We start from the raw sequence: 13,119 nt of genomic DNA on the forward strand, positions 1-13,119 counted from the left end.
TTTTCAATAGGCTATTCGTCTTTAACATGAGACTACTCCTTAGCTTCATTATCATCAGAACCGCCAACGCTATACAGCACTTGGCCTATCAAATCTTCGAGCACTAATGCTGATTTGGTGTCTTCAATCGAGTCACCATCAACCAACATCTCTTCATCTTCAAAAATGAAGCCCGGAACAAGGCTGATGTACTGCTCACCAATTAAACCAGACGTTAAAATTTGAGCACTAGAGGTATCAGGAAATTGTGAGTACTTCGCATCAATAGACAGTTCAACCACAGGGAGATAGCTTTCAGTATCAAGCTGAATGCTCTGAACTCGGCCAACAACCACGCCACCCACCTTTACCGGAGAGCGAACTTTCAGGCTACCAATGTTGTCAAAGGTCGCTTTTAAGTTGTAAGTATGGTTTGAACCTAGACCTTTTACGTCAGCGACTTGAAAGATCATGATTAAGATTGCGCAAATTCCGGCAATAACAAAGGTGCCGACCCATAATTCTAATTTTCGAGTTTGTTGCATGATTAATTCCCAAACATCAATGCGGTAAGAACAAAATCTAGCCCTAATACCGCTAGAGAAGAGTGCACTACAGTGCGTGTGGTTGCTTGACTAATACCTTCAGAGGTCGGTACTGCATCATAACCATTGAAAAGCGCGATCCACGTTACGGTGATAGCGAAGACCATACATTTGATCATGCTGTTGCCAATATCTCGACCCAGCTCAACAGAAGATTGCATCGCAGACCAAAAGCTACCGTGGTCGATGCCTTTCCAATCAACACCCACTAGCTGACCGCCCCAAATACCTACCGCCATAAAGATCATCGCAAGCAATGGCATAGAGATAAGCCCAGCCCAAAGTCGTGGTGCAATAATGCGTTTAAGAGGATCAACGGCCATCATTTCAAGGCTAGAGATCTGCTCCGTCGCTTTCATTAAGCCAATTTCAGCCGTTAACGCAGAACCAGCACGCCCAGCAAATAAAAGCGCGGTTACCACAGGGCCGAGTTCACGTAGCAACGACAGCGCGACCATCTGCCCAAGGTTACCTTCAGCACCGTAATCAATTAATACGACATAACCCTGTAGGCTAAGTACCATGCCAATAAACAGACCCGAAACCAAAATAATAGCTAGTGACTGAACGCCAACGCTATAAAGTTGTTTAACTAATAAAGGGAAGTTTTTTAGTCTCGGGACGCCAAACAAGGCGCCAAATAACATCAGGCTTGCTCGACCAAATGACTCGCAGATCGCAAGTGTTCGTTTGCCGACACCCGCAATAGTTTTCGCAATCATATTAAAACAAATCCTTTTCTAGACTCTTTGCCGGGAACCGAAACGGCACAGGGCCATCCGCATCACCCAGCAAAAATTGCTGCACTCTTGGATCGTCATTGTTGTACAGTTCTTCGGGAGATCCAGCAGCAATAATTTTACTATCAGCCATTAGGTAAACCCAATCAGCAATACTCATCACTTCTGGAACATCGTGAGAAACGACAATCGAGGTTAAACCCAAGGCTTGATTCAGATTGCGAATAAGCTCAACTAAAACACCCATGGTGATTGGGTCTTGGCCAACAAAAGGCTCATCATACATAATCAGTTCCGGATCCAAAGCAATCGCACGAGCCAACGCCGCTCGTCTTGCCATGCCACCGGATAACTCACTCGGCATCAATTGAGCCGCACCACGCAACCCTACCGCTTCAAGTTTAAGCAAAACCACAGTACGAATGAATTTCTCGTTAAGCTCAGTATGTTCTCGAAGGGGGAATGCCACGTTATCAAAGACATTGAGATCCGTAAAAAGTGCACCCGATTGAAAAAGCATGCTCATTTTTTTACGGGCTTGGTATAACTTACGACGTGACAATGCAGGGATATTATCGCCATCAAACCACACTTCCCCAGCATCTGGAGGCAGTTGACCGCCAATCAAACGGAGTAAGGTGGTTTTACCAATCCCAGACGGTCCCATGATTGCAGTAATTTTGCCTTGAGGTACCTCTAAGCTAATATCATCAAAGATAACTCGCTCGCCTCGAGAGAAGCTGAGATTTTTAACCTTCACAAGCTCAGTATTCAACATAACCTGTTGTTTCCTTGCTCTAAAAAACATCAATTATGGCTGTAATAATAATGAGTCTACTTTAGAATTAAAAGCACTGTTCGATTAATTACACAAAACAAAAAGACAGGCAGGGATTTGAAAGCATTGAAAAATTCACCTTTCGGGTACATTTCTTTACCACTAACCCGGAATTAATTTGTAGAGTGACTTCCCTTTTATCTATCAACAAGTCAAAATTAGCGGTTAATTCTCCGTTTTTTATTAATTTTTAGGAATCATCATGCTTGAAGCGATTGCGTTTCTCATTATCGGTCTAGGTTTTTTGGTGTGGAGTGCAGATAAACTGGTTTATGGAGCCGCTGCTCTTGCCCGCAACTTCGGTATTTCACCTTTAGTTATCGGTATGACGATTCTTGCAATGGGATCTTCTGCGCCAGAAATGATGGTTTCAGCAACAGCTGCTCTCGACGGAAAAACAGATACAGCAGTTGGTAACGTTTTAGGTTCTAACATCGCTAACATCGCTCTGATTTTAGGTATTACAGCGCTTATTAAGCCACTATCTATCAGCTCTGGTGTGATTCGCCGTGAACTACCATTGATGATTGGTGTCACTCTACTTGCAGGCGCTTTGCTGTGGGACAACCATTTAGGGTTCTACGAAGGCGTGTTGTTGTTTGTTCTTTTTGCCGCATTCTTATTCGCAATGCTACAAATCAGCCGCAGTGAGAAAAAGAATGGTGATGCCTTTCTTGAAGAGCAAGAATCTGAAGTTCCTGAAGGCGTAAGCAACCCTAAAGCCGCAATGTGGGTTGTGGTTGGTCTAATTGTTCTGCCTCTCGCTGCCAATATGTTGGTTGATAACGCGGTTGTTATCGCGAAGTTCTTTGGCATGAGCGACCTTGTAATTGGTTTAACCATCATTGCCGTTGGCACTAGCCTACCTGAACTTGCAGCCTCTCTTGCTGGTGTAATGAAGGGTGAAGATGACATGGCCGTGGGTAATATCATCGGTTCAAACGTATTCAACATTCTCGCGGTTATGGGTATTCCGGGCATCTTAAATCCATCAATCTTGAGTGAATTTGCGATGGGTCGTGATTTCTGGGTAATGCTAGGCGTATCGCTACTGCTTGTTGTAATGGCACTCGGTAAATCTCGCAGTGTGAATCGTATTGAAGGTGGCGTATTGATTGTGACGTTTGTGGCGTATCAAAGTTACCTACTAATGAACATGTCAGCTTAATTATTGATTTAACTTCCCGTACTTGGAGTATTTGATGTCTCAGTCATTCGATTATCGCAGTGTTGCAAAGCAAGTTTTAGAAACCGAAGTTGCAGGTCTTACTCAATTAGACCAATATTTTAATGATGATTTTTGCAAAGCTTGCGACCTTATCCTGAACAACAAAGGAAAAGTGGTTGTGATGGGCATGGGGAAATCTGGTCACATCGGTAACAAAATAGCAGCAACATTGGCAAGTACAGGTACATCCGCTTTCTTCGTACACCCTGGGGAAGCCGCACACGGTGATCTAGGCATGATCGGAGCTGGTGATGTTGTGATAGCGATATCCAACTCGGGTGAATCAGGTGAGATCCTGAGCCTATTCCCAGTCCTGAAGCGTTTGAACATCAAGATCATCAGCATGACTGGTAAGCCAGCTTCAAACATGGCGACGTTATCTGATATTCATTTGCAAATATCCGTGCCAGAAGAAGCGTGTCCATTAGGGCTTGCGCCAACAACCAGCACCACGGCAACCTTGGTGATGGGTGATGCATTAGCCGTCGCACTTTTACAAGCCAGAGGCTTTACTGCGCAAGATTTTGCTTTGTCTCACCCTGGCGGCGCTTTGGGTCGACAACTATTATTGAAGCTTGAAGATATCATGCACACAGGTGATGCACTTCCTGTCGTTGCACCTAACGCCCTAGTCAGAGATGCTCTACTAGAGATATCGCAGAAAGGTCTCGGTATGACCGCGGTTGTTGGCGATGACGGTCAAATGGCAGGTATTTTTACCGACGGTGATTTACGTCGTATCCTAGACAAGCGCGTTGATATTCATAGCACGCAGATCGGCGATGTAATGACACAAAACCCAACCGTAGCAGAGCCAAATATGCTCGCGGTTGAAGGCTTAAATCTGATGCAAGCAAAAAGCATTAATGGCTTGATGTTATGTCATGAAGGCAAGCTCGTCGGTGCCCTCAATATGCATGACTTACTCAAAGCAGGAGTAATGTAATGACAAACACAGTAGAAACTTTATATGGCACAGCAGACGCAGCCGTATTCGAATTGGCAAAAGATATCAAACTACTGATTTGCGATGTTGATGGTGTATTCTCAGATGGTCGCATCTACATGGGCAACAACGGCGAAGAACTGAAAACATTCCACACTCGTGATGGTTACGGCATTAAATCACTGATGAACGCAGGCATTGAAATCGCGATCATCACCGGTCGTAAATCTCAAATTGTTGAGAACCGTATGACGGCTCTTGGTATTAAACTTATCTACCAAGGTCAAGATGATAAAGTTAAAGCCTACCAAGATATTTGCGATAAGCTTTCTGTAGACCCAATCAATACGGGTTACATCGGTGACGATCTGATCGATTGGCCAGTGATGGAAAAAGTTGGCTTGAAGGTATGTGTGGCAGATGGTCACCCACTGCTTGCTAGACGAGCGAATTACGTAACAACCATTAAAGGTGGTCATGGTGCGGTGCGCGAAGTGTGCGACCTTATCCTACAAGCAAGAAATGAACTCGACATGCATAAAGGTTTAAGCATATGAGTTTTACTCGTATTATCTATTTAATACTCATATTTATTGCTTCTTGGTCGACCTATTACTTGTTCGACAAAGAGCAGCAATCAACGATACAAGTAGCTCCAAATTTAGAGCTGCCGGCTTTTAGTGGCAAAAGTTTAGATAACATCAGTTATGACGAAAGCGGTATTCGTAGCTACCAGGTTGAATCAACCTACTTGGAACACTACTCCGTTGTTGGTGATACACATTTTCAAAACCCGGTTCTCTCAGTTTTCCGTGAAGGACATACGATTGAATGGCAAGTGACCGCTGATCGCGCGATCATGGATGAAAATCAAGTCGTCACTTTTTATGATAACGTTGTAGCCAAGAACCTATTGCCAGAAGCGAGCTTCGATACCATGACAACTGATAAAATGGTTGTTGAGCTCACTAGCCGAGATTTTTATTCAGATACTCCGGTCCATATGATCGGTACATTTTTTGAAACTGAGGGACAAGCAATGAAGGGTAACTTCGGTACCAACAATGCAACCCTCTTTAATTCTGTTCAAGGTAGATATGAAACTCTTACCCCTTAGTTTACTTGCTTTTGCCTTTGCTGCGCCGAGCGTATACGCCCTATCTTCGGATAGCGAGCAGCCTGTCTACATTGATTCAGACAGTCAGCAGCTGGATATGAAAAGCAACAAAGTCACATTCATCGGCGATGTTGTTCTTAAGCAGGGCAGCATCAATATCAATGCTGATAAAGTGATTGTTACTCGAAACGCAGTCAACGGTGAAATTGAAGAAATTCAAGGCTTCGGCAAGCCCGCAACCTTCTCTCAGCTTACTGACGACGGGAAGACACTCTACGGCGAAGCTGACGACTTACATTACCAGCTTGTTGCTGACAGATTGATCATGACTAAGAATGCAATGCTATCTCAAGATGGCAGCATCATTCGTGGTTCTAAAATCACTTACCAGATCGGCTCTCAAAAATTAGTCGCTGACAGTGGTGAGAACAAACGTGTATCAACGGTTTTACAACCTACTGAAGTGAACAAATAATCATGGCAGTACTTACAGCAAAGAACCTAGCGAAAACATACAGCAAGCGTAAAGTCGTGACCGACGTAAGCTTACAGGTAGAGTCAGGCCAGATCGTAGGATTACTTGGGCCCAACGGCGCAGGTAAAACCACATCTTTCTATATGATTGTTGGCTTAGTTGCGCGTGATGAAGGCACTATCAGCATTGATGACCTCGATATCAGTATCTTGCCAATGCACAGTCGTTCACGCCTTGGTATTGGTTACCTGCCTCAAGAAGCGTCGATTTTCCGTAAGTTGTCAGTTGAGAATAACATCATGGCCGTTTTACAAACGCGTGATGAGCTGACTCACGAACAGCGTCAGGATAAGCTAGAAGACCTGCTTGAAGAGTTCCATATCCAACATATCCGAACCAGTAATGGTATGGCTCTGTCGGGTGGTGAGCGCCGTCGTGTTGAGATTGCCCGCGCACTGGCAGCCAATCCTCAGTTTATTCTATTGGATGAACCGTTTGCTGGTGTTGACCCAATCTCGGTTATTGATATCAAGAAAATCATCGTTCACCTACGCGATCGCGGCTTAGGCGTTTTGATTACCGACCACAACGTTCGCGAAACATTGGACGTGTGTGAAAAAGCTTACATTGTGAGTCAAGGACACCTGATTGCAGAGGGTACTCCTGAAGATGTTCTCAATAACGAACAAGTTAAACAAGTTTATCTAGGCGAACAATTCCGTCTATGATTATATAGAGAGTATCGAGAGTTCTTAGAATAATAACTAGGTAAGTACCACTGAATGAAACCCTCATTACAACTTAAGCTAGGCCAACAGTTAGCAATGACTCCTCAATTGCAGCAAGCGATCCGTTTGTTGCAATTGTCTACATTAGATTTGCAGCAAGAGATTCAAGAAGCACTAGAATCCAACCCACTACTCGATGTCGAAGAAGGCAATGAAGAAACGCCTACATCAGAAGAGAAACCTAGCAGTGACGAGAAAGAAACAGTTGAAACCGCAGAACCGGACTTACCTGATAGCTCCGAATTAATCGAAAAATCAGAGATTGGCAACGAACTAGAAATCGATACCACTTGGGAAGACGTTTATAGCGCAAATACCGGAAATACGGGTATTGCCATTGACGACGATATGCCCGTCTATCAAGGTGAAACAACTCAAAGCCTACACGACTACCTACTTTGGCAACTCGACCTAACACCATTCTCTGAAACTGACAGAAGCATTGCTTTCGCGCTGATTGATGCCATTGATGACTATGGCTACCTCACCGTATCTTGTGAAGACATCCTTGAAAACTTCGATAGCGAAGAAGTAGAGCTTGATGAGATTGAAGCCGTCCGCAAGCGAGTTCAGCAATTTGACCCACTCGGTGTTTGTTCAGTGAACCTACAAGATTGTTTGTTACTGCAACTGGCAACGTTCCCTCAAGACACGCCTTGGCTCAACGAAGCTAAGTTAGTACTTACTAGCCATATCGATCAACTCGGTAATCGTGATTACAAACTGGTCATCAAAGAGACTAAGTTGAAAGAAGCAGAGCTACGTGAAGTTTTGCAGCTCATTCAACAACTGGACCCTCGTCCTGGCAGTAAGATAACCCCAGACGAAACTGAATATGTCGTTCCCGACGTATCAGTATTCAAAGATCTGGGTAAATGGTTAGTGACCATTAATCCCGACAGCGTGCCTAAACTAAAAGTAAATCAGCAATACGCTGACTTAGGTAGCAAAGGTAATAGCGCCGATAACCAATACATCCGCTCAAATTTGCAAGAAGCGAAATGGTTAATTAAGAGCCTAGAAAGCCGAAATGAGACGCTACTCAAAGTTGCACGATGTATTGTTGAACATCAACGCGGTTTCTTCGAACATGGCGCAGAAGCCATGAAGCCGATGGTACTGAATGATGTGGCTTTAGCCGTCGACATGCACGAGTCGACTATTTCTCGTGTAACGACTCAGAAATTCATGCACACCCCTCGTGGCATATTTGAACTCAAATACTTTTTCTCTAGCCATGTCAGTACTGACAATGGCGGTGAATGTTCATCGACAGCAATTCGCGCGCTCATTAAGAAGCTTGTCGCGGCTGAAAATACCGCTAAACCTCTCAGTGATAGTAAGATTGCTGCTTTACTGGCTGACCAAGGAATTCAGGTAGCTAGACGTACGATAGCGAAATACCGTGAGTCTCTGGGCATTGCCCCATCGAGTCAGCGTAAACGTCTGCTGTAGCTTATTTAGTTAGCTATTTAAGTGATATATCAGGCAACCAACTGAAAAGGAAAGTCTATGCAAATCAATATTCAAGGCCATCACGTTGATCTTACCGATTCAATGCAAGACTATGTTCACACCAAATTCGACAAACTTGAACGCTTTTTTGACCATATCAATAGTATTCAAGTTGTTTTAAAAGTTGAGAAAATCAATCAGATTGCAGAAGCGACCCTTCATATAAATCAAGGCGAAATTCATGCAGCAGCAACAGATGAAAGTATGTATGCTGCGATTGATTCATTGGTTGATAAACTCGTTCGCCAACTCAACAAACACAAAGAAAAGCTAAGTAGTCACTAACATGCAATTAAGCGAAGTACTTTCATTGGACTGCACCAAAAGTGCTGTCCAATGCACAAGCAAAAAAAGAGCCCTTGAGCTCATCAGTCAAATCGCCGCTGAAAGCTGCGGTCAAGATTCAACAGAACTGTTTGAGTGCATGTTGAGCCGTGAAAAGATGGGCAGTACTGGCATCGGCAATGGCATCGCTATTCCGCATGCTCGTATGAATGTCAGTGATAAAGCGATTGCTGTATTACTGCAATGCCAAGAACCCATCGAATTTGATGCGATTGATAACCGTCCTGTCGACCTATTATTTGCTCTGCTTGTTCCTAGTGAACAATGTAAAGAACATCTAAAAACCCTTTCTTGTATGGCAGAACGACTTAACGATAAGCAGACCCTTAAACAGTTGCGTAATGCTCAGAGTGATCAAGAGCTTTACGACATCATGATTCAAGTGCCAACTTGCGAGCAATAGCATGCGATTAATCGTTGTTAGTGGCCAATCTGGGGCCGGTAAAAGTGTTGCGCTACGAGTCCTTGAAGACTTGGGGTATTACTGTGTTGATAACCTACCAGTAAATCTACTCAGCGACTTTGTCGAATCAGTTCGCGAAATCAATCAGAACGTTGCTGTCAGCATTGATATCCGTAACCTGCCGAAAGAGCCGAAGTTAGTCACAGATACGCTAGAACAGCTAGAATCTGCAACCGACATCGACGTCAATGTGCTGTTCCTAGATGCGAGCAAGCAGACGCTACTGAAACGCTACAGCGAAACACGCCGAATCCACCCTCTTTCGATTGGCCAAGACAAGTTATCACTTGAACAAGCTATCGACTTAGAGAAAACCCTTCTGACACCTCTCGCAGAGCAAGCTTGCATCGTCATTGATAGCAGTGACTGCAATCTTTACGAGTTAAGTGAAAAGGTTCGATTTAAAGTTGAAGGAAAAGAGAAGCAAGAGTTAATCATTGTCTTTCAATCTTTCGGTTTTAAATATGGTCTACCCAGTGACGCTGACTATGTGTTTGATGTTCGTTTCTTGCCAAACCCTCACTGGGAGCCGGCGCTTCGACCATTGACTGGGCTTGATGCGCCTATCCATTCTTTTCTAGAAAAACACTCTGAAGTGCTTGAACTCAAACAGCAGATCCAAGGCTTTGTTGAGCAGTGGTTACCGATGTTAGAGAAGAACAATCGCAGCTACCTAACGGTCGCGATTGGTTGTACCGGTGGCAAACATCGCTCAGTGTATTTAACGCAGAAAATTGGTGAGTACTTCGACCAACTTGGACACCAAGTTCAAATTAGACACGCCTCCCTAGAGAAACAACAGCAGGTTTAACCATGGAATTAACTCGAACTGTACTGATCCAAAATCGTTTGGGTCTTCATGCTAGAGCGGCGGTAAAGTTAGTTGAACTCGCACAAAGCTTTGATGCCACTATCACTATCCACAGTGAAGAAGACAAAGTCGCGACAGCTGACAGTGTTATGGGGCTTCTCATGCTGGAATCAGCGCAAGGCCAACATATCACCATTCAAGCCGCGGGTACTGATTCGCAACAAGCCTTGGATGCTGTCTGCCATTTAATTGAAGACAAGTTTGATGAGGGCGAGTAGCTCAAAGCACTGCTCTAAATACCCAATAGTCCGGAGCAACTTCCGGACACGATTAAATCTTAGTTCTAACTAAGTTTATGATTTAAATAAGCCCCAGAATTAAGTTACTATTCCAAGCATTGTTAGAATAATGAGATAGGAGGAAAATATGGCAGAGCAATTAGAATTCGACCAAGCTCACCAAACCCTCCAAGAAGTCAGCGAAGCCCTAGAAAACGGCCGATTTGTTCACGTACGCCGACTACTTCAGGACATGGAGCCTGAAGATATTGCACACCTTTTAGAAGCCTCCCCTCGCAAAAGTCGTGATGTACTCTGGCAACTCACCGATCCTGAAGACTACGGTGAAATTCTTGATGAGCTAAACGAAGACGTCAAAGATGCTCTTGTGTCGAAAATGGCACCAGAAACCTTGGCAGAAGCAACCGAAGGTATGGAGACCGATGACGTCGCGTACGTACTTCGAAGCCTACCCGACGATGTTTCTCGCGAAGTCCTTTCTCAAATGGACTCCGTTGATCGTGCCTTAGTTGAAACAGCACTATCGTACCCAGAAGATTCAGCGGGTGCGTTAATGAACACCGACGTAATCACGATCCGTGGTGATGTCGATGTTGAGGTCGTCCTGCGTTATTTACGTATGCGTGGTGAATTACCAGACGCTACCGATGCATTGTATGTTATTGACGACGACGAACGCCTGATAGGTAACCTATCGCTCAGCACACTGATTACGACGCAACCCGATGTTGCGGTTTCCGAAGTGATGGAAGATGCAGACGAAGCTATCGCGGTTGAAACCAGTGCCTCTGATATCACCAGTCTATTCGAACGTCGTAACTGGGTGTCAGCTCCTGTTGTCGATGTAAATCAACATCTTGTCGGTCGTATCACGATCGATGATGTGGTTGATGTCATTCGTGAGGATGCCGAACACTCGATGATGAGCATGGCGGGTATGGACGATGACGAAGATACCTTCGCTCCGGTCGTAAAATCCGCACGTCGTCGTAGTGTCTGGTTAGGCGCAAATGTTTTAGCAGCACTCGCCGCAGCGTCTGTGTCTAACATGTTTGAAGCGACACTGAATGAGATGGCAGCCATCGCTGTTTTGATGACCATCGTACCGTCCATGGGCGGTGTTGCTGGTAACCAAACCGTCGCTCTGGTCATTCGTGGTTTAGCACTTGGTCACATCGGTGACAGTAACAAACGCGAACTACTACTCAAAGAAGCCTCTATCGGCTTCCTTAACGGCATTCTATGGGCCGTTATCATTGGCGGTATAGTCGTAGCTTGGAAAGGCAATTGGATCTTGGGAGGCATTATCTCAGCAGCGATGATGACGAACTTGATTGTCGCAGGTATTGCAGGTGTAACCATTCCAGTGATGCTGAAGAAGATGAATATCGACCCAGCCCTTGCTGGCGGTATGGCATTGACCACTGTAACCGATGTTATTGGCCTATCGGTGTTCTTAGGCTTAGCGACCATACTGATCTAGTTAGCAAAAGCAGCTAGCCAACTTTTGGCGAAAAACAAAAAGGGAGCTATCAGCTCCCTTTTTAATTCATCAGATTAGCTTTAATTGAATTACTCGCCTGCGACTTTCATCGACTCAAGCAAGATAGAACCGGTTTGAATTTGCGAACGCGTTTCAACGTCGTTACCTACCGCTACAATCTGAGTGAACATGTCTTTTAGATTGCCCGCGATCGTCACTTCCGACACTGGGTATTGGATCTCTCCATTCTCAACCCAGAAACCTGCTGCGCCACGAGAGTAATCACCAGTCACGGTATTCACACCTTGCCCCATCACTTCAGTCACAAGGAAACCTGTGCCTAATTCTTTTAGCATTTGCTCAAAGTTTTGACCGGTAGATTTAACGAACCAGTTATGGATACCACCCGCATGACCTGTCGGTGTCATTTCCATCTTACGAGCAGCATAGCTAGTCAGAAGGTAAGTTGCTAACACACCATCCGTGATAATTTCACGATCTTGAGTGTAAACACCTTCGCTGTCGAACGGACTTGAAGCCAAACCACGTAAGATATGCGGACGCTCAGAGATATTGAACCAATCTGGTAGGATTTTCTGACCTAGGTGATCCAGTAAGAACGAAGACTTGCGGTAAAGGTTGCCACCGCTAATTGCCATCACAAGGTGGCCAATTAGTCCTGTAGCGACGTCGTTAGCGAACATGATTGGGTATTGACCTGTTGGAAGCTTCTTCGCATCCAAACGGCTTACAGTCTTTTCTGCGGCTTCTTGACCAACACGCTCAGGCGTCCAAAGCTCATCACGGTGACGTGCAACGGTGTAGCTGTAATCACGTTCCATTTCGCCATTAGCACCTTCACCAATCACACAACAGCTTGTGCTATGACGGCTTGATGCGAAGCTGGCTAGTAAACCGTGGCTATTACCATAAACCTTAACGCCATAATGGCTGTCGTAGCTTGCGCCATCACTTTGTTTGATCTTGTCGCTGTACGCGAGTGCTTGTCTTTCGGCAGCAATCGCAATCTCAGCGGCATAGTCAGGGTTCGGCTCATCAGGGTGAAAAAGATCCAAATCAGGAATTTCTTTCACCATATATTCTTTAGGTGCTGGACCTGCAAACGGGTCTTCAGAAGTGTATTGAGCAATATCAAGCGCGGCTGCGACGGTTTGAGCAATCGCCTTCTCGCTCAGATCAGATGTAGATGCGCTGCCTTTCTTCTGGCCGCGATAAACAGTAATGCCTAGAGCACCATCACTATTAAATTCAACGTTTTCCACTTCACACATACGTGTTGAAACACTTAAACCCGTTGACTTAGTAATAGCGACCTCAGCTGCGTCTGCACTCACTGATGCCATATCCAACGCTTTAGCTACTGCGGCTTCTAGCTCAACTCTTTGCTGGGCGACTTGCTGTTTTACATCCATATCTATTCTAATTTTTTAGGTCAATATTACGTAGGATAACAAGAATTTCGCTTT

General features: G+C 44.8%; 16 protein-coding genes. 12 read left to right on the forward strand and 4 right to left on the reverse strand.

Translation table 11 applies throughout. The features are described from left to right. Nucleotides 1-32: 32 nt before the first annotated feature. Genes mlaD through mlaF form a run of 3 tightly spaced genes read right to left on the reverse strand, consistent with a single transcriptional unit; the run spans nt 33 to nt 2,102 of the window. Nucleotides 33-524 carry an outer membrane lipid asymmetry maintenance protein MlaD gene (gene mlaD / locus QWZ07_RS20315; protein ID WP_065104177.1) on the reverse strand — a complete coding sequence of 164 codons (492 nt, stop codon included), beginning with the start codon at nt 522-524 and terminating at the stop codon, nt 33-35. A 2-nt stretch (nt 525-526) separates the two neighbouring features. Beyond that, entirely contained in the window at nt 527-1,306 is a 780-nt protein-coding gene (gene mlaE, locus QWZ07_RS20320) for a lipid asymmetry maintenance ABC transporter permease subunit MlaE (RefSeq protein WP_020477255.1), read from the reverse strand. Nucleotide 1,307: 1 nt separating this feature from the next. Then, nucleotides 1,308-2,102, reverse strand: coding sequence for a phospholipid ABC transporter ATP-binding protein MlaF (gene mlaF, locus QWZ07_RS20325; RefSeq protein ID WP_192853926.1), 795 nt, complete (start codon nt 2,100-2,102; stop codon nt 1,308-1,310). A 262-nt stretch (nt 2,103-2,364) separates the two neighbouring features. Here mlaF and QWZ07_RS20330 point away from each other — a divergent pair, with 262 nt between their 5' ends. From QWZ07_RS20330 to mgtE, 12 genes are all read left to right on the forward strand, one after another. Further along, nucleotides 2,365-3,330, forward strand: coding sequence for a calcium/sodium antiporter (locus QWZ07_RS20330; RefSeq protein WP_017107773.1), 966 nt, complete (start codon nt 2,365-2,367; stop codon nt 3,328-3,330). Nucleotides 3,331-3,364: 34 nt separating this feature from the next. Next, nucleotides 3,365-4,336 (forward strand): arabinose-5-phosphate isomerase KdsD, encoded by a 972-nt coding sequence (kdsD, locus tag QWZ07_RS20335; RefSeq protein ID WP_065104180.1) that lies wholly within the window; start codon nt 3,365-3,367, stop codon nt 4,334-4,336. Continuing rightward, on the forward strand, nt 4,336-4,893 hold the full coding sequence (kdsC, locus tag QWZ07_RS20340; RefSeq protein WP_017107771.1) for a 3-deoxy-manno-octulosonate-8-phosphatase KdsC: 558 nt from the start codon (nt 4,336-4,338) through the stop codon (nt 4,891-4,893). Before kdsD ends, kdsC begins: the two co-directional genes overlap by 1 nt. Further along, the gene (gene lptC / locus QWZ07_RS20345) at nt 4,890-5,453 is read left to right on the forward strand and encodes an LPS export ABC transporter periplasmic protein LptC (RefSeq protein ID WP_065104181.1); all 564 of its coding nucleotides are present in this window, start codon (nt 4,890-4,892) and stop codon (nt 5,451-5,453) included. The genes kdsC and lptC overlap by 4 nt, the downstream gene beginning before the upstream one ends. Further along, a complete protein-coding gene (gene lptA, locus QWZ07_RS20350; RefSeq protein ID WP_017107769.1) occupies nt 5,434-5,928 on the forward strand; it encodes a lipopolysaccharide transport periplasmic protein LptA in 495 nt (164 codons plus the stop codon). The genes lptC and lptA overlap by 20 nt, the downstream gene beginning before the upstream one ends. Before the next feature lie 2 nt (nt 5,929-5,930). Then, complete coding sequence (gene lptB / locus QWZ07_RS20355; RefSeq protein ID WP_017107768.1) at nt 5,931-6,656, forward strand: LPS export ABC transporter ATP-binding protein; 726 nt, start codon at nt 5,931-5,933, stop codon at nt 6,654-6,656. A gap of 54 nt (nt 6,657-6,710) precedes the next feature. Then, nucleotides 6,711-8,171: an RNA polymerase factor sigma-54 gene (locus QWZ07_RS20360; RefSeq protein ID WP_017110568.1), complete on the forward strand. Its 1,461-nt coding sequence runs from the start codon at nt 6,711-6,713 to the stop codon at nt 8,169-8,171. 57 nt (nt 8,172-8,228) lie between these two features. Further along, nucleotides 8,229-8,516 (forward strand): ribosome hibernation promoting factor, encoded by a 288-nt coding sequence (gene hpf, locus QWZ07_RS20365; protein WP_017107766.1) that lies wholly within the window; start codon nt 8,229-8,231, stop codon nt 8,514-8,516. Between the two features lies 1 nt (nt 8,517). Beyond that, nucleotides 8,518-8,979 carry a PTS IIA-like nitrogen regulatory protein PtsN gene (gene ptsN, locus QWZ07_RS20370; protein WP_017107765.1) on the forward strand — a complete coding sequence of 154 codons (462 nt, stop codon included), beginning with the start codon at nt 8,518-8,520 and terminating at the stop codon, nt 8,977-8,979. A 1-nt stretch (nt 8,980) separates the two neighbouring features. After that, nucleotides 8,981-9,850 carry an RNase adapter RapZ gene (rapZ, locus tag QWZ07_RS20375; RefSeq protein ID WP_017110570.1) on the forward strand — a complete coding sequence of 290 codons (870 nt, stop codon included), beginning with the start codon at nt 8,981-8,983 and terminating at the stop codon, nt 9,848-9,850. A gap of 2 nt (nt 9,851-9,852) precedes the next feature. Continuing rightward, nucleotides 9,853-10,128 (forward strand): HPr family phosphocarrier protein, encoded by a 276-nt coding sequence (locus QWZ07_RS20380; protein WP_017110571.1) that lies wholly within the window; start codon nt 9,853-9,855, stop codon nt 10,126-10,128. A gap of 148 nt (nt 10,129-10,276) precedes the next feature. Then, nucleotides 10,277-11,632 carry a magnesium transporter gene (gene mgtE / locus QWZ07_RS20385; RefSeq protein ID WP_192853925.1) on the forward strand — a complete coding sequence of 452 codons (1,356 nt, stop codon included), beginning with the start codon at nt 10,277-10,279 and terminating at the stop codon, nt 11,630-11,632. An 89-nt stretch (nt 11,633-11,721) separates the two neighbouring features. Here the strand turns inward: mgtE and pmbA are convergent, their stop codons facing one another. Continuing rightward, nucleotides 11,722-13,065, reverse strand: coding sequence for a metalloprotease PmbA (gene pmbA / locus QWZ07_RS20390; protein ID WP_099165089.1), 1,344 nt, complete (start codon nt 13,063-13,065; stop codon nt 11,722-11,724). Nucleotides 13,066-13,119 lie beyond the last annotated feature (54 nt).

The sequence above is a fragment of the Vibrio lentus genome, assembly GCF_030409755.1.
GTDB classification, from domain to species: Bacteria; Pseudomonadota; Gammaproteobacteria; order Enterobacterales; family Vibrionaceae; genus Vibrio; species Vibrio lentus.